Source organism: Phreatobacter aquiterrae (genome assembly GCF_053471285.1).
Genome location: NZ_JBJPHW010000001.1, coordinates 154,470 through 169,085, shown reverse-complemented (window position 1 = coordinate 169,085; position 14,616 = coordinate 154,470). Strand labels below are relative to the sequence as shown.

The 14,616-nt window shown below is 67.8% G+C and carries 15 protein-coding genes; 12 read left to right on the top strand and 3 right to left on the bottom strand.

Annotation, left to right across the window (positions count from 1 at the left end; genetic code table 11):
• Positions 1 to 174 precede the first annotated feature (174 nt).
• Together ACJ4V0_RS00805 and ACJ4V0_RS00800 are read left to right on the top strand one after the other, a co-directional pair.
• The gene (locus ACJ4V0_RS00805) at positions 175 to 1,878 is read left to right on the top strand and encodes an efflux RND transporter periplasmic adaptor subunit (RefSeq protein ID WP_448297639.1); all 1,704 of its coding nucleotides are present in this window, start codon (positions 175 to 177) and stop codon (positions 1,876 to 1,878) included.
• A complete protein-coding gene (locus ACJ4V0_RS00800) occupies positions 1,878 to 2,609 on the top strand; it encodes an ABC transporter ATP-binding protein (RefSeq protein WP_448297638.1) in 732 nt (243 codons plus the stop codon). The genes ACJ4V0_RS00805 and ACJ4V0_RS00800 overlap by 1 nt, the downstream gene beginning before the upstream one ends.
• A gap of 79 nt (positions 2,610 to 2,688) precedes the next feature.
• On the opposite strand, the gene ACJ4V0_RS00795 is transcribed toward ACJ4V0_RS00800, so the two are convergent.
• Entirely contained in the window at positions 2,689 to 3,210 is a 522-nt protein-coding gene (locus ACJ4V0_RS00795; RefSeq protein WP_448297637.1) for a DUF6714 family protein, read from the bottom strand.
• A 454-nt stretch (positions 3,211 to 3,664) separates the two neighbouring features.
• Between ACJ4V0_RS00795 and ahcY the strand changes: the two genes are divergently transcribed.
• From ahcY to ACJ4V0_RS00745, 10 genes are all read left to right on the top strand, one after another.
• Positions 3,665 to 5,077: an adenosylhomocysteinase gene (gene ahcY / locus ACJ4V0_RS00790; protein ID WP_448297636.1), complete on the top strand. Its 1,413-nt coding sequence runs from the start codon at positions 3,665 to 3,667 to the stop codon at positions 5,075 to 5,077.
• 134 nt (positions 5,078 to 5,211) lie between these two features.
• Complete coding sequence (locus tag ACJ4V0_RS00785; RefSeq protein ID WP_448297635.1) at positions 5,212 to 5,361, top strand: hypothetical protein; 150 nt, start codon at positions 5,212 to 5,214, stop codon at positions 5,359 to 5,361.
• A 34-nt stretch (positions 5,362 to 5,395) separates the two neighbouring features.
• Complete coding sequence (locus tag ACJ4V0_RS00780) at positions 5,396 to 6,559, top strand: benzoate/H(+) symporter BenE family transporter (RefSeq protein WP_448297634.1); 1,164 nt, start codon at positions 5,396 to 5,398, stop codon at positions 6,557 to 6,559.
• Positions 6,560 to 6,668: 109 nt separating this feature from the next.
• The gene (gene trxA, locus ACJ4V0_RS00775; protein WP_448297633.1) at positions 6,669 to 6,992 is read left to right on the top strand and encodes a thioredoxin; all 324 of its coding nucleotides are present in this window, start codon (positions 6,669 to 6,671) and stop codon (positions 6,990 to 6,992) included.
• Between the two features lie 113 nt (positions 6,993 to 7,105).
• On the top strand, positions 7,106 to 7,897 hold the full coding sequence (locus ACJ4V0_RS00770; RefSeq protein ID WP_448297632.1) for a ComF family protein: 792 nt from the start codon (positions 7,106 to 7,108) through the stop codon (positions 7,895 to 7,897).
• A gap of 29 nt (positions 7,898 to 7,926) precedes the next feature.
• Positions 7,927 to 8,184: a glutaredoxin 3 gene (gene grxC / locus ACJ4V0_RS00765; RefSeq protein WP_448297631.1), complete on the top strand. Its 258-nt coding sequence runs from the start codon at positions 7,927 to 7,929 to the stop codon at positions 8,182 to 8,184.
• A gap of 3 nt (positions 8,185 to 8,187) precedes the next feature.
• Entirely contained in the window at positions 8,188 to 9,036 is an 849-nt protein-coding gene (locus ACJ4V0_RS00760) for a carbon-nitrogen hydrolase family protein (RefSeq protein WP_448297630.1), read from the top strand.
• Positions 9,033 to 9,503: a DUF1178 family protein gene (locus ACJ4V0_RS00755; RefSeq protein ID WP_448297629.1), complete on the top strand. Its 471-nt coding sequence runs from the start codon at positions 9,033 to 9,035 to the stop codon at positions 9,501 to 9,503. The genes ACJ4V0_RS00760 and ACJ4V0_RS00755 overlap by 4 nt, the downstream gene beginning before the upstream one ends.
• Before the next feature lie 65 nt (positions 9,504 to 9,568).
• On the top strand, positions 9,569 to 10,507 hold the full coding sequence (locus ACJ4V0_RS00750; protein WP_448297628.1) for a hypothetical protein: 939 nt from the start codon (positions 9,569 to 9,571) through the stop codon (positions 10,505 to 10,507).
• A gap of 46 nt (positions 10,508 to 10,553) precedes the next feature.
• Entirely contained in the window at positions 10,554 to 11,570 is a 1,017-nt protein-coding gene (locus ACJ4V0_RS00745) for a zinc-dependent alcohol dehydrogenase family protein (RefSeq protein WP_448297627.1), read from the top strand.
• 310 nt (positions 11,571 to 11,880) lie between these two features.
• Here ACJ4V0_RS00745 and ACJ4V0_RS00740 read toward each other — a convergent pair whose 3' ends face one another.
• The gene (locus tag ACJ4V0_RS00740) at positions 11,881 to 13,746 is read right to left on the bottom strand and encodes an AMP-dependent synthetase/ligase (protein ID WP_448297626.1); all 1,866 of its coding nucleotides are present in this window, start codon (positions 13,744 to 13,746) and stop codon (positions 11,881 to 11,883) included.
• A complete protein-coding gene (locus ACJ4V0_RS00735; protein WP_448297625.1) occupies positions 13,743 to 14,546 on the bottom strand; it encodes an ABC transporter ATP-binding protein in 804 nt (267 codons plus the stop codon). Before ACJ4V0_RS00735 ends, ACJ4V0_RS00740 begins: the two co-directional genes overlap by 4 nt.
• Between the last annotated feature and the right edge of the window lie 70 nt (positions 14,547 to 14,616).

Below are 14,616 nucleotides of genomic sequence, written 5' to 3'. Positions count from 1 at the left end.
GCCCGATCAGGCCCATGGGCCGCCGGTCAGAGGCCGTGCGCCCGTTCACAGGGGGCGGTTCGCCGAGGCGGCCAAGCCGTGGGGCCGGCGCTGAGGCCACCTTTCCAAACTGTCACGTGAAGCCACCCGGCGCCCGTGATAAACAGGCACCATGAAGCCGGAATCCGTCTGACCATGCGCCGTTGGCCCCTCATCGTCCTCGTTCTCGCCGCACTCGGCGGCGGCGCCTGGTGGTTCGCCGGGCCGGGAACGCTCGCCGTCGCCGACCAGCCGGCCTGGCGCCTGGCCAAGGTCGACCGCGGCGATGTCGTGGCCGCCGTGAACGCCACCGGATCGATCAACCCCATCTCGACGGTGGTGGTCGGCTCACAGGTCTCGGGACAGGTGCTCGAGATCACCGCCGACCACAATTCGCAGGTCGAGGCCGGGCAGGTTCTCGCCCGGCTGGACCCGACGCAGGTCAAGGCCCGCCTCGACGGCGCCCGCGCCGATCTCGCCAATGTGCGTGCCGCCCGCGTGGTCCAGCTCGCCCAGATCGAACAGGCGCGCTCGGAGATCAACCGGGCCGAGGCCGTGCGCCTCGATGCCATCGCCAAGCTGGCGCAGGTCGAGGCGCAACTCGCCGAGGCCGAGCGCAACCTTGCCCGCCAGCGCGAACTCGGCTCGCGCGGCACCGTCGCCCAGGCGGTGATCGATACGGCCCGGGCCAATGCCGAGAGCCAGCGCGCCGGACGGGATTCAGCCCGCGCGCAGATCGCCTCGGCGGACGCCTCCAAGCGGTCCATCGAGGCGGCGCTCAGGGTCGCCGAGGCGCAGATCGGCACGATCGAGGCGCAGATCGCCCAGCGCGAGGCAGTCGTGCGGCAGATCGAGGTCGACCTGTCGAATACCGAGATCCGCTCGCCGGTGAAGGGCACCGTGGTGCAGCGTTCCGTCGAACTGGGCCAGACGGTGGCCGCCTCGCTGCAGGCGCCGACGCTGTTCCTCGTGGCGCAGGACCTGCGCTCGATGGAGATCTACGCCAATGTCGACGAGGCCGATGTCGGCCGCGTGCGCACCGGGCAGCCCGTCACCTTCACCGTCAACGCCTATCCCGGACGCGACTTCCGCGGCGAGGTGAAGCTCGTCCGCCTCGGCTCGCAGACGGTGCAGAACGTCGTGATCTACACGGCGGTCATCTCGTTCCAGAACCCGCGCATGGAACTCCTCCCCGGCATGACCGCGACGCTGCGGATCATCACCGACCGCCGCGAGGGCGTGGTGCGCGTGCCGAATGCGGCGCTGCGCTGGCGTCCGGCCGGCACCGCGGCCGAGCGCCCGCAGGCGCAGGGGCCGGCGGCCAATCCGTTCGGCCCGCCCGCCATGGGACGCGGCATGCGCGGGCCGGGAGGCGACGGGCAGCAGCAGGGCGGCCGCCAGATCGGCGAATTCGTCGAGACCCTGAAGACCGAGCTCGCCCTCGAGCCGGCGCAGCGCGAGCAGATCGACGCCATCGTCGCCGACGCACGGCCGCAGTTCCGCGCGCTTATGGACCCCTCCATCGACCGCAGCCAGCGCGTCGAGCGCATCCGCACCATCCGCGCCGAGATGGGCCGCAGGATCGAGGCCCTGCTGACCGAGGACCAGCGCAAGGCCTTCGCCGACATCCGCGCCCGCTTCGACGGCTCGCGCGGCGCCGACGGCGGCATGCCCGGCCGCGTCTTCGTCGTCGGGGCCGACGGCAAGCCGCAGGCAGTGCCGGTCCGGATCGGGGTGTCGGACGGCGCGATGACGGAAGTGATGTCCGGCGAACTCGAACCGGGCCGCGAGCTGATCATCGGCACCGGCCAGCCGCCGGGCGCCGCGCGCGCAGCGCCGCGCGGCTTCCGGATGTTCTGATGCCGCTCATCGCAACGACCGATCTCGCGCGCCACTACACGCTCGGCGATCAGGTGGTGACGGCACTGGCGGGCGTCTCGGTCGCGGTCGAGGAGGGCGAGTTCGTCGCGGTCATGGGACCCTCGGGCTCGGGCAAGTCGACGTTCATGAACCTCGTCGGCTGCCTCGATAAGCCGACCGCCGGCCGCTACGTGCTCGACGGCGAGGAGGTCTCCGCCATGTCGGCCGACGCGCTCGCCGACGTGCGCAACCGCAAGATCGGCTTCGTCTTCCAGCAGTTCAACCTGCTCGACCGGCAGGATGCCCTGGCCAATGTCGCGCTCCCCATGGTCTATGCCGGCGTCGCGCGCCGCGAGCGGCGAAAGCGCGCCGAGGAATCGCTGGCCAAGGTCGGCCTCGCGGGCCGCGTCCACCACCTGCCGACCCAGCTGTCGGGCGGCCAGCAGCAGCGCGTCGCCATCGCTCGCGCCCTCGTCAACAACCCGAAGGTCCTGCTGGCGGACGAGCCGACCGGCGCCCTCGACAGCCGGACGTCGCTGGAGATCATGGCGCTGTTCCAGGACCTCAACCGGCAGGGCATGACCGTGCTGGTCGTCACCCACGAGCCGGACGTCGCCACCTTCGCCGGCCGCGTGGTGCGCTTCCGCGACGGCAAGGTGCTGTCCGACACGCGGCAGGCACCGCTGGATGCGGCGAAGGCGCTGGCGGAACTGGTCGACGAGGTGGCGTGAGGGAGTTGTCTATTGCCAACCAAAGTGACGGCATTGCAGATCTCGCGCGCAATTCATTACCCTCAAATAAAAATATATACTACAGGACTTCTTTCCAGTATTTGTCATAGGCGTCAAATGCTGGCTCTGTGTAAACGTCAGAATTTAGCTCACTTCTTCCCTCGTACTCCATCAAAAATTTTAACCAGAGGGCAATGGCTCTCTTCTTCTCTTGACTCATGGATGTAAACCCATCCCAGCCGTCGGGATAGGAAAATCGACGCCCTGGCGTTACGAAAAAAATCGCTGATTCGAATGCTGTGTCGGCAATTTCAGGCCCCAAAAGGCTCACCTTCATAAAAAACGGCAAGTAATAAAAGGCGATTTTTTCGGGCATAAACGCCAGGGCGGCATCGATAGGCGAGCTTAGATTGTTTCGCGCATCGTTGAACTCCAAAGATTGCCAACTCCTTCCCATAAAGTACCGACGTACTGTAATGCCTTCGTAGTCGTCATATCGGGACTCGTATCCGGTAAGTGGATATTCTTTTGGTAGGGGATCGTCTCCGAAAGCCGCATCGATAAGGCCTGATATTTCACCCCGAAGCTGGCGGGCGGACATCGTGGAAATCCTCGTTGGAGAACTGATCAGATTAGGTCCCGAGTATTCTGGCCGAATGACCGGCCTTTGCCACTACCTCAGAATCGCTGTCACACCCGACTGACTGCCAGATATTCCTAACTTCCCCTTCAACCGCTCTGGTCAGGTCGTGGATGGCCGGGACAGCCCGGCCATGACGGAGAGGGCGGCGCCTTCCCTCTCCCCGGCGGGAGAGGGAGAGAGACCTTTCGGGCGGCAGCCTGCAACCTGGCGGTTCCCACGTGCGTCCCACGCGCCACCACCGCATCTGCCCGGCGGGGCATCGGCCCCAACTCTTCCTTCACCACCCCACCCCCACACATAAAGAAATCTTTATGTCTTTATTGCCTCCCGCCCGTGGTCATGCTAGAGCCCGCGCCGACAAGCCGGACATTCCGCCGGCCCGCTTCCGCCTGCGCGCACTATTGAGGACATCATGGCTCTCGACCAAGGCAAGGACTTCATCGTCAAGGACATCTCGCTCGCTCCCTTCGGCCGCAAGGAGATCGATCTCGCCGAGACCGAAATGCCGGGCCTCATGGCCATCCGCGCCGAATACGGCCCGTCGCAGCCGCTGAAGGGCGCGCGCATCGCCGGCTCGCTGCACATGACCATCCAGACGGCGGTGCTGATCGAGACGCTGAAGGCTCTCGGCGCCGACATCCGCTGGGTGTCCTGCAACATCTTCTCGACCCAGGACCACGCCGCCGCCGCCATCGCCGCCGCCGGCATCCCGGTCTTCGCCTACAAGGGCGAGAGCCTGGAGGAGTACTGGGACTACACCGCCCGCCTGTTCGACTGGCACGGCGGCGGCGTTCCCAACATGATCCTCGACGACGGCGGCGACGCCACCATGCTTGTCCACTACGGCCTGAAGGCCGAGCAGGGCGACACCGGCTTCCTCGACAAGCCGGGCTCGGACGAGGAGGTCATCTTCTTCGCCCTCATCCGCAAGCTGCTCGCCGAGAAGCCGAAGGGCTGGTTCGCCGAGGTCGCCAAGGCGATCAAGGGCGTCTCGGAAGAGACCACCACGGGCGTCCACCGCCTCTACAAGCTGGCCGAGGAAGGCAAGCTGCTGTTCCCGGCGATCAACGTCAACGACAGCGTCACCAAGTCGAAGTTCGACAACCTCTACGGCTGCCGTGAATCGCTGGTCGACGCCATCCGCCGCGGCACCGACGTGATGCTGGCCGGCAAGGTCGCCTTCGTCGCCGGCTTCGGCGATGTCGGCAAGGGCTCGGCCGCCTCGCTGCGCCAGGCCGGCGCCCGCGTCATCGTCTCCGAGATCGACCCGATCTGCGCCCTGCAGGCGTCGATGGAGGGCTACGAGGTCGCGACCATCGAAGACGCCTTCTCCCGCGCCGACATCTACGTCACCGCCACCGGCAACAAGGACATCATCACCGTCGACCACATGCGGCAGATGAAGGACCGGGCCATCGTCTGCAACATCGGCCACTTCGACAACGAGATCCAGGTCGCGGGTCTCAAGAACTTCAAGTGGGTCAACATCAAGCCGCAGGTCGACGAGATCGAGTTCCCGTCGGGCAACCGCATCATCCTCCTGTCGGAGGGTCGCCTCGTGAACCTCGGCAACGCCATGGGCCATCCGAGCTTCGTCATGTCGTCGTCGTTCTCGAACCAGACGCTGGCGCAGATCGAGCTGTGGGCGAACCCCGGCAAGTACGAGAAGAAGGTCTATACGCTGCCGAAGCTGCTCGACGAGAAGGTGGCGGCCCTCCATCTTGAGAAGCTCGGCGTCAAGCTGACCAAGATGAGCAAGGAGCAGGCCGACTACATCGGCGTGCCCGAGAAGGGTCCCTTCAAGCCCGACCACTACCGCTATTGATCAGGGGCCTTCGGGCACCTACAGGAAGGGCCCGGCATCGCCGGGCCCTTTTTCGTTTCAGGGCGACCTGCACGGGGCAAGTGCGTCCTTCGAGGCTCGTTCGCTTCGCTCGCTCGCACCTCAGGATGAGGGAGGTGGTGCATTTCATCGAGGTGGGACAAAGCGTGACCGTTCCGGTTGCCCTGACCGACATGCCATTCATCACGGTCCTCATCCTGAGGCGCGAGCACCCGGCGATGCGCAGCATCGTCCGGAAGCGAGCCTCGAAGGACGCACTGCCCTGATGCCAGACGCCCGCATCCACAGACCGCACCCACCATGCCCCTGACGCTTTCCACCTTCACCGCCGGCATCATCGCCCCACTGGTCGGCTTTGCCGGCACGGTGGCGCTCGTCATCGCCGCGGCGCAGGCGGTCGGCGCGACGCCGGCGCAGACCATCTCCTGGCTCGCCGCCATCTCGCTCGCCAAGGCGCTGGGCGGCATGGCGCTGACCTGGCGCTACCGCATGCCGGTGATCATGGCCTGGTCGACGCCCGGCGCGGCGCTGATCGCCGCCTCCTCCGGCATCGCCTTTCCGGCCGCCGAGGGCGCCTTCGTCGCGGCGGCGGTGCTCATCATCCTCACCGGCCTCGTGAAGCCGCTCGGCGAGATCGTCGCGCGCATCCCGACCGGCATCGCCTCGGCCATGCTGGCGGGCGTGCTGTTCAAGTTCGTCGTCGACGTGGCGCTGGCCGCGCCGCAGGTGCCGGCGCTGGTGCTACCACTGGTGGCGGTGTTCCTCGTCGCGCGCCTCGCCCATCCCGCCAGCGCCATGCTGGTGGTGGTCGCGGCCGGCGTGGCGCTGACCTACGCCCTCGGTCTCGCCGGACCGCTGCCGACCGATCTCGGTCTGTCGCAGCTCGTCTGGACGACGCCCGAGTTCTCGCTCGCCGCCATCATCGGCCTCGGCGTGCCGCTCTATCTCGTCACCATGGCGGCGCAGAACCTGCCCGGCCTCGCCGTGCTGCGTGCCAACGGCTACACGCCGCAGGTCGGCCCGATCCTCACCGTCACCGGCATCGTGTCGCTCGTCTCGGCGCCCTTCGGCGCGCATACCTCGAACCTCGCGGCCATCACCGCGGCGATCGCGGCCGGTCCGGATTCGCATCCCGATCCGGCAAAGCGCTGGCCGGCGGGGATCGTCTACGGGCTCGCCTTCATCCTGCTCGCCGCCTTCGCCGGCCCCTTCGTCGCCCTCTTCGCCGCCATGCCGAAGGCGCTGATCACAACCGTCGCGGGGCTCGCCCTGACCGGCGCGCTGATGGGGTCCATGTCTCTCGCCATGGCCGACGACCGCACGCGCTTTGCCTCCCTCCTCACCTTCGCGGTGGCGGCCTCGGGCGTCACCATCGCCGGGGTCGGCGCCGCCTTCTGGGGCCTCGCCATCGGGCTGGTCGCCCTCGCGGTGGAGCGCGCATGGCAGGGCGTCTCCAGGGGCTGAACGCGTCACGAGGCGGTGAACATCCTCGGACCTCGCCTTGAACCCGGCCCCCGCCGCGCCTACCTTGATCCCAACGAACCGATTCCTCCGGACCTCTGGGAGACGTGCCATGGGCGCAGTTGCCGCCACCACCGATGCCACCTTCGACGCCGACGTCATCAAGTCCGAGACGCCCGTCGTGGTCGATTTCTGGGCCCCCTGGTGCGGGCCCTGCCGCATGATCGCGCCGGCCCTCGACGCCATCTCGACGGAGATGGGCGACAAGGTGAAGATCGTGAAGGTCAATGTCGATGAGAACCCGAAGATCGCCTCGAACTACGGCATCATGTCGATCCCCACGCTGATGATCTTCAAGGGCGGCCAGATGGTCGACCGCAAGACCGGCGCCTCCCCGCAGGCGGCGCTGAAGCAGTGGATTTCCGGCCACGCCTGACCGGCACTGCCGTCCACCGCTGGGGAAAGCCGCCGTTTCACGGCGGCTTTTCTTTTGCCCCCACCGGGTTTGTCCGACTGATCGGGTCCGCCGCGCAGCGGTAGGCTCTGGAGATGGATGGTGAGGACGACGCGCTGGCGCCCGCGATACCGGTCCGCCGGCGGCTGGCGGCTGGCGCCTCGCGCGCCCTCGACTGGCTGCTGCCGCCGCTGTGCCTTGCCTGCCGCAACCCCGTCGGCAGTCATCACGCGCTCTGCCCTCATTGCTGGAAGGGCGTCGCCTTCATCACCGCGCCGGTCTGCGAGCGGCTCGGCACGCCGCTCGCCTTCGACCTCGGCCCCGGCGCGCTGTCGCCGGAGGCCATCGCCAACCCGCCGGCCTTCGACCGCGCCCGCGCCGTCTTCCGCTTCGACGAGGTCGGGCGCGCCCTCATCCACGGCCTGAAATATGGCGACAGGCTGGAAGTCGCGGTAGCGCTGTCGGGGTGGATGGCGGTCGCCGGGCGCGAGATGCTCGCCGACGCGGACGCCCTCGTGCCGGTGCCGCTGCACTGGACGCGGCTTGTCGCCCGGCGGTTCAACCAGGCGGCGGAACTGACGCGGCACCTCTCGCAGCGCACCGGCATCGCCAACGAGGCGATGCTGCTGAAGCGCGTGCGCCGCACCCGCCACCAGGTGGGCCTGACGCGGGCGCAGCGGCTGGACAATGTCACCGGCGCCTTTCGCATCGCCGAGGACCGCAAGGGCTGGGTGCGCGGCAAGCGGGTGGTGCTGGTCGACGACGTCCTGACCACCGGCGCCACCATCGAGGCCTGCTGCCGGGTGTTCAGGCGGGCGGGGGCCGCGCGCATCGACGTGCTGACGGCGGCGAGGGTTGTGGAGGGTCCCTTCGCGGTCCATATCTGAGGGCCTGTGACACATCCACGGAAGCCGTGATGCCCGAGATCATCGTCTACACGAAGGACTACTGTCCCTACTGCCATGCGGCGAAGGACCTTTTGCGCAAGAAGGGCGCGGCCTTCACCGAAATCGACATCCAGAAGCATCCCGAGCGCCGCGCCGAGATGATCCAGAAGGCCGGCGGCAGCACCACCGTGCCGCAGATCTTCATCGGCGGTCGCCATGTCGGCGGCTGCGACGACATCCATGCGCTGGATAGCGCCGGCAAGCTCGACCCGATGCTTGGCGCCTGACCCATGGCGGAGGCGACGAGCGGACCCTTCACGGCGGCCTGCGTTCAGATGCGGGCGGATGTCACGGTGAAGCCGAGCGTCGATCAGGCCATCGCCCTGATCCGCGAGGCGGCGCGGTCCGGCGCGCATTATGTGCAGACGCCGGAGATGACCAACATCCTGCAGCCGGAGCGGCCGAAATTCTTCGAGGAAATCCGCTCGGAGGACGAGGATCCGTCCATCCCGCTGTTCCAGGCCGAGGCCATGACGCTCGGCATCTGGCTGCATGTCGGCTCGCTGGCGATCAGGGTCGGCGAGCGGCAGGCGGCGAACCGCGCCTATGTCATCTCCCCCGACGGCGAGGTGGTGGCGGCCTATGACAAGATTCACATGTTCGACGTGGACCTGCCCAACGGCCAGACCTATCGCGAGTCCGCGGCCTATGCGCCGGGCGACGTCGCCGTGATGGCCGACCTGCCGTGGACGCGGCTCGGCGTCACCATCTGCTACGACCTGCGTTTCCCCAACCTCTACCGGACGCTCGCCGAGCAGGGCGCCGGCGTGATGGCGATCCCCTCCTCCTTCACCGTGCCGACCGGCGAGGCGCACTGGCATGTGCTGATGCGCGCCCGCGCCATCGAGAACGGGGCCTTCGTCGTCGCGGCGGCGCAGGGCGGCATGCACGCCTGCGGCCGCGCGACCTATGGCCACAGCCTCATCGTCGACCCCTGGGGCCGCATCCTCGCGGAGGCCGATCACGACGAGCCGGGCGTAATCCTCGCCGAGATCGACCCGGCCAGGGTGGACGAGACCCGCGGGCGCATTCCCTCGCTGGCCAATGGCCGGGTGTTCAGCGTCGCCGACATCCCATGATCAAATACGCCCTCCACTGCGAGAAAGCGCACGAATTCGAGAGCTGGTTCCCCTCATCCGAGAGCTACGAGGCCCAGAGGAAGCAGGGCTTCGTCGCCTGCCCGGCCTGCGGATCGACGCGGATCGACAAGGCGCTGATGGCGCCGCAGGTGGCGCGCCGCGACCGCCGTCCCAAGCCCGTGCCTGTCGCCGGCCCGCCGGTTCCAGCCGCCGCCGCCGAGCCGGTCGCCATGGTCTCGCCGGTCGAACAGGAACTGCGCGCCAAGATCCGCGAACTGCGCGAGCACCTCGTGAAGAACGCCGACCCCGTCGGCGACCGCTTTGCCGAGGAAGCGCGCAAGATCCACTACGGCGAGACGAAGCACCGCTCGATCTTCGGCCAGGCGACGCCGGACGAGGCGCGGGAACTCGCCGATGAGGGCATCGAGTTCCACGCCCTGCCGGTGCTTCCCGACGATCGCAACTGACCGCGCGCCGGACGGGCTTTGCGGGAGCGGCGCAGCCTGCTAGGCGATGGGCGAGGAGCCCCTGCATGACCCGTCTGATCCTTCTCGCCGGCCTGATCGCATGCGCGTCGCCAGCACTCGGCCCGCCAGCCCTTGCCGCACCCGCCAGTGTCCGCATCGCCAATGAGAGCGTGCCGACGCTCTGCGCCGAGGAGGACAATGTCGACCTGAGGCTGCATGGGGCGACGGTGCGCCGCTTTCGCGTCGAGGCGCTGCATCCGGCTGCCGTCGGCACCATCGTGCAGGACATCACCGCGCCGGATTTCACCGACTGCACCATCACCGACAAGGAGGACTTCCGCTTCACCCCGCGCGACGTCGTCATGTACGAGGACGCGCGCATCAAGGTGCTCGGCATCACCTTCGACAAGTTCTGGCGGCCGGACCGGGTGCCGTTCAGGGTGGGCAACCGCACCGAGGACGACTTCCACCTGGTGCAGCTCTACCACAAGGAGCCCGGCAAGGAGCCTTACGAGTTCCTCGTCATCTATCCGGTCGACGGCTACTGGCGCCTGAAGCCGCAGCCGCCGGCCAACCTCACCGATATCGTCTATGGCACCTCCATGCTGGTCGGGCCGATCGAGGTGATGCAGCGGCCGATCGTCAACATGCGCGCCATCCGCTTCGATCCGGCGACGCTGACCTTCCACCTCGATTTCAGGCTCGGCGGCTCCGCCGAGGTGAAGGTCGCCGGCCTCGACCGCAGCCGCGTGTCGCTCGACGTCGCCCTGTCGCAGCCGATCTCCGGCCGCCCCTTCGCAGCCCTCCGATCCATGTATGTCACCGAGACCAATGCCGACGGCGCGCGGGTGGAATGGCGGGCGGCGGGCGCCAACCGCTGGCAGGAGAGCCCGGTCATGGACTTCCGCGGCGGCGAGGGCATCGAGATGAAGCTGACCCGCGCCGTGCCGAGCCGGCACAACACCTCGGCGCCGGACTATCGCTTCGTCGGCTTCGCCGACTGATCACATCGCATCGGCGGGACAGCCGAGCCGCACCGGAGGACGCAGCATGAAGGCCATCGTCATCGAGGGGTTCGGCGATCCCGCCACCACCATCCACCTCAAAGACCTGCCCGAGCCGGCAGCGCCCGGGCCGGGCGAGGTGACGGTGGAGATGCTCGTCCTCAACATCAACCCCTCGGACCTGCTGCAGATCCAGGGGCTCTACGGCACCTCGCGGCCGCCGCTGCCCTTCATTCCCGGCGGCGAGGCGGTGGGCCGCATCACCGCGCTCGGCGAGGGCGTGAGCGGTCTTGCCGTCGGCGACATCGTCTCGCCGATGATCCTCAACTGCTGGGTGGAGCGGGTGACGATGAAGGCCTCGCTCGTCATGAAGCTGCCGGCCGACATCGACCTGAAGCAGGCGGCCATGCTGAAGGGCAACCCCGCCACCGCCGAGGCGCTACTCTCCGACCAGGTGGCGCTTGAGCCCGGCGACTGGCTGATGCAGAACGCCGCCAACTCCGCCGTCGGCACCTTCCTCGTGAAGCTCGCCAGGCAGCGCGGCATCCACACGCTGAACATCGTGCGACGCGAGAGCGCGGTGGCCGGCGTGCAGGAGGCCGGCGGCACCGTCGTCCTCGCCGATGCGCTGGAGGACGCCCGCGCCTTCCGCAAACGCGTGCAGGAGGCGACCGGCGGCGCGCCGGTGAAGCTCGCCATCGACGCCATCGGCGGCGCGGCGACCGGCGTCATGGCGGGTGGCCTCGCCGAGGGCGGCACGGTGGTGAACTACGGGCTTCTTTCCGGCGAGCAGTGCCGGATCGATGCCCAGCACCTGATCTTCCGCAAGATCACGCTGAAGGGCTTCTGGCTGATCCACTGGTTCCAGGACGCCGGGCGCACCGGCATCGCAGAGACCTACGGGCGGGTCGCGAAGGGCATGGCCGACGGCACGCTGACCACGCCGGTGGCCGCCGTGGTCCCGATGGCCGAGGCGGTCCGCGCCATGACCCTCGCCGGCGAGGGCGGGCGCGACGGCAAGGTGCTGATGGTGACGGAGGCGGGGCGGGGACTGGGAGTTTGACGACGCTCATTTGAGCAAGCTCGGTTGCCGGATACGCACCGGCCAGGCGGGCAGCGCCTTGCACCAACGAAGTGCGTCCTTCGAGGCTCGCTCACGCTCGCACCTCAGGATGAGGACCATTGTGACCTGCGTGGCGGCCTGGATGCGCGACCGGCTTCGCCTCACTGGCGCCGATGCCAGACACACCCTTCCTCATCCTGAGGTGCGAGGCGCCGGCGATGCGTCAGCATCGTCCGGAGGCGAGCCTCGAAGGACGCACTCCGGTGATGCAAGGCGCAGGTCCCGCCGAGGGGGCCTCGCGGCGCTCCCCTCACGCGTAGAGGCGCCTGATCGCGTCGGCGTATTTCGCCTCGATCGCCTTGCGGCGCACCTTCATCGTCGCCGTGACCTCGCCGTCGTCGTGGTCGAGTTCCTTGTCGAGGATCTCGAAGCGGCGGATGTTGGCCACCTGCGCCAGCGTCTCGTTGGCCTTGTCGACGGCCTGCTGGACAAGCTCCACCACCTGCGGCGCCTGCGACAGGTTCTTGTAGTTGGTGAAGGCGATGCCCTTCATCTCGGCCCACTTGCCGACCGTCTCCATGTCGATCTGGATCAGGGCCGCGACATATTTCTGCCGGTCGCCGAAGACGATGCACTCCTTGATGAAGGGGCTCATCTTCACCGCGTGTTCGATCTCGGTCGGCGACAGGTTCTTGCCGCCGGCGGTGATCATGATGTCCTTCTTGCGGTCGACGACCTTGAAGTGGCCGGACTGCATCTCGGCGACGTCGCCGGTGCGCAGCCAGCCGTCGACGATGGTCTGCGCCGTCGCCTCCTCGTTCTTGTAGTAGCCCTCGAAGATGGCGGCGCCGCGGGCCATGATCTCGCCGTCCTCGGCGAGCTGGACCTGCGTGCCCTTCATCGGCTTGCCGACCGTGCCGATGATGACGTCGTCGGGCGTCTGGCCGAGGATGCCGCCCGAGGTTTCGGTCATGCCGTAGATCTCCACCAGCGGCACGCCGATGACGCGGAAGAAGCGGATCACCTCCGGCGAAATGGGGGCAGCGCCGGTGAAGGCGACGCGGCAGCGGGTGAGGCCGATGGCGTTCTTCAGGGCGCGGAACACCGCGACATAGGCGAGCGCATATTTCGCCTTGTCGGCGAGCGACCACTGTCCGCGCGGCTTGTCGGCGAAGGGCGAGCAGAGGTCGAAGGCCGTCCTGTAGAGCCATTTCTGAACGGGGCGCGCCTCGTACATCTTCACGCGGATGCCGGAGTGCATCTTCTCCCAGATGCGCGGCACGCCGAGGAAGGTCATCGGCGCCACCTCGCGCAGGTCCTCCTGCACCGTGCGCAGGCTCTCGCCGAAGTTCACCTGGCTGCCGGAATAGAGCGGGCCGAAGATGGTGGTGGCCTGCTCGGCGACGTGGCAGAGCGGCAGATAGGACAGCGTCGTCCAGCCATGCCCGATGCCGTAGCGGTCGAGCAGGCCGTTGGCGCCGGCGCGGATGTTGCGGAAGGAGAGCATGGCCCCCTTCGGCTTGCCGGTTGATCCGGATGTATAGATGAGCAGAGCAATGTCGGAGAGCGAATGCCCCTGCATCAGCTCGTCAATGATGCCGGGGTTCTTCTCGTACTCGGCCCGGCCGAGCGCCTCGACCTCGTCGAAGGTCATGACGAGACCGGGCTCGTAGCCGGAAAGGCCGCGGTTCTCCAGCGCGATGATCTTCCTGACCTTCGGCAGGTCGGCGCGCGCCTCGACCACCTTGTCGATCTGCTCCTGGTCCTCGCAGACGACGATGGCGCAGTCGGCGTGGTCGAGGACATAGGCGACCTCGTTGGACGGGCTGGTCGGATAGACGCCGACCGTCACGGCGCCGAGAACCCCTGCCCCCATCTGCGAGAGCACCCATTCGATGCGGTTCTCGGAGATGATGCCGACATGGCCCTTCGGCGCGAGGCCGAGCGCCCGGAAGCCGAGCGCGACGTGGCAGGAGCGCAGCCAGTATTCGGCGAAGGTCGTCGGCTGCCAGATGCCGAAGCGCTTCTGCCGGATGGCGATTTCGCTGCCGCGCTCCATCGCGTGCTTCTTCAGCATCTGAACGACCGAGAGCGGCGGCAGGGCCGCGGCCGGATCGGTGGCGGCGGGGTTCGCGGCCTCGCGGGCCATGTCGAGCGGAAGGACGGTTGCGGTCATGACAGCCACCTCTTGCGCCGCTTGTAGTGCTTGATGTCGCGATAGCTCTTGTGGGCGAGGCCGAGATAGAACTCCTGAACGTCGCGGTCGGCGGTGAGCTTCTCGGTCGGCCCGTCGATGACGATGCGCCCGGTCTCCATGATGTAGCCGTAGTGCGCGATGGAGAGGGCGACGGAGGCGTTCTGCTCGACGAGCAGCATGGAGACGCCCTCTTCCCGGTTGATCCGCGCGATGATGGAGAAGATCTCCTCGACCAGCAGCGGGGCGAGGCCGAGCGAGGGCTCGTCCAGCAGGATGACGCGGGGCTTCGCCACCAGCGCGCGGCCGATGGCCAGCATCTGCTGCTCGCCGCCCGACAGATAGCCGGCAATGGACTTGCGGCGCTCGGCGAGGCGCGGAAAGTAGCGATAGACGATATCGAAATCCGCGGTCACGTCCGGACGCCCGGTCAGCGCATAGGTCGCGGCGGTCAGGTTCTCCTCCACCGTCAGGTCGCCGAAGATGCGGCGGCCCTCCATGACGTGGAACAGGCCGCGGCGGACGAGTTTGTGCGGCGCGCTCTGCTCGACCGGCTCGCCGTCGAAGCTGATGCGGCCCTCGGTCACCAGCCCGTTCTCCATCGGCAGCAAAGCGGAGACGGCTTTCAGCACCGTCGACTTGCCGGCGCCGTTGGAGCCGAGCAGGGCGACGATCTTGCCCTTGGGAACGGCCAGCGACAGGCCGCGCAGGGCCTGGATGGCCTTGTTGTAGACCACCTCGATGTTGTTCACCTCGAGGATCAGGTCGCCGGTCGTCGCCATGGTGTTCTCAAGGCTCTGCGGGAGAGGAAGGTCGGGGCGGCAGGGACCTGCCCGCCGCCCCGATCCGGGA

Bases quoted from the DNA above. Each gene is read 5' to 3' on its own strand.
- ACJ4V0_RS00745 (WP_448297627.1), top strand. From the start codon at position 10,554: ATGAAGGCCATCGTCATCGAGGGGTTCGGCGATCCCGCCACCACCATC.
- ACJ4V0_RS00770 (WP_448297632.1), top strand. From the start codon at position 7,106: ATGGATGGTGAGGACGACGCGCTGGCGCCCGCGATACCGGTCCGCCGG.
- ACJ4V0_RS00755 (WP_448297629.1), top strand. From the start codon at position 9,033: ATGATCAAATACGCCCTCCACTGCGAGAAAGCGCACGAATTCGAGAGC.
- ACJ4V0_RS00805 (WP_448297639.1), top strand. From the start codon at position 175: ATGCGCCGTTGGCCCCTCATCGTCCTCGTTCTCGCCGCACTCGGCGGC.
- trxA (WP_448297633.1), top strand. From the start codon at position 6,669: ATGGGCGCAGTTGCCGCCACCACCGATGCCACCTTCGACGCCGACGTC.
- ACJ4V0_RS00780 (WP_448297634.1), top strand. From the start codon at position 5,396: ATGCCCCTGACGCTTTCCACCTTCACCGCCGGCATCATCGCCCCACTG.
- ACJ4V0_RS00795 (WP_448297637.1), bottom strand. From the start codon at position 3,210: ATGTCCGCCCGCCAGCTTCGGGGTGAAATATCAGGCCTTATCGATGCG.
- ACJ4V0_RS00735 (WP_448297625.1), bottom strand. From the start codon at position 14,546: ATGGCGACGACCGGCGACCTGATCCTCGAGGTGAACAACATCGAGGTG.
- grxC (WP_448297631.1), top strand. From the start codon at position 7,927: ATGCCCGAGATCATCGTCTACACGAAGGACTACTGTCCCTACTGCCAT.
- ahcY (WP_448297636.1), top strand. From the start codon at position 3,665: ATGGCTCTCGACCAAGGCAAGGACTTCATCGTCAAGGACATCTCGCTC.
- ACJ4V0_RS00800 (WP_448297638.1), top strand. From the start codon at position 1,878: ATGCCGCTCATCGCAACGACCGATCTCGCGCGCCACTACACGCTCGGC.
- ACJ4V0_RS00740 (WP_448297626.1), bottom strand. From the start codon at position 13,746: ATGACCGCAACCGTCCTTCCGCTCGACATGGCCCGCGAGGCCGCGAAC.
- ACJ4V0_RS00750 (WP_448297628.1), top strand. From the start codon at position 9,569: ATGACCCGTCTGATCCTTCTCGCCGGCCTGATCGCATGCGCGTCGCCA.
- ACJ4V0_RS00760 (WP_448297630.1), top strand. From the start codon at position 8,188: ATGGCGGAGGCGACGAGCGGACCCTTCACGGCGGCCTGCGTTCAGATG.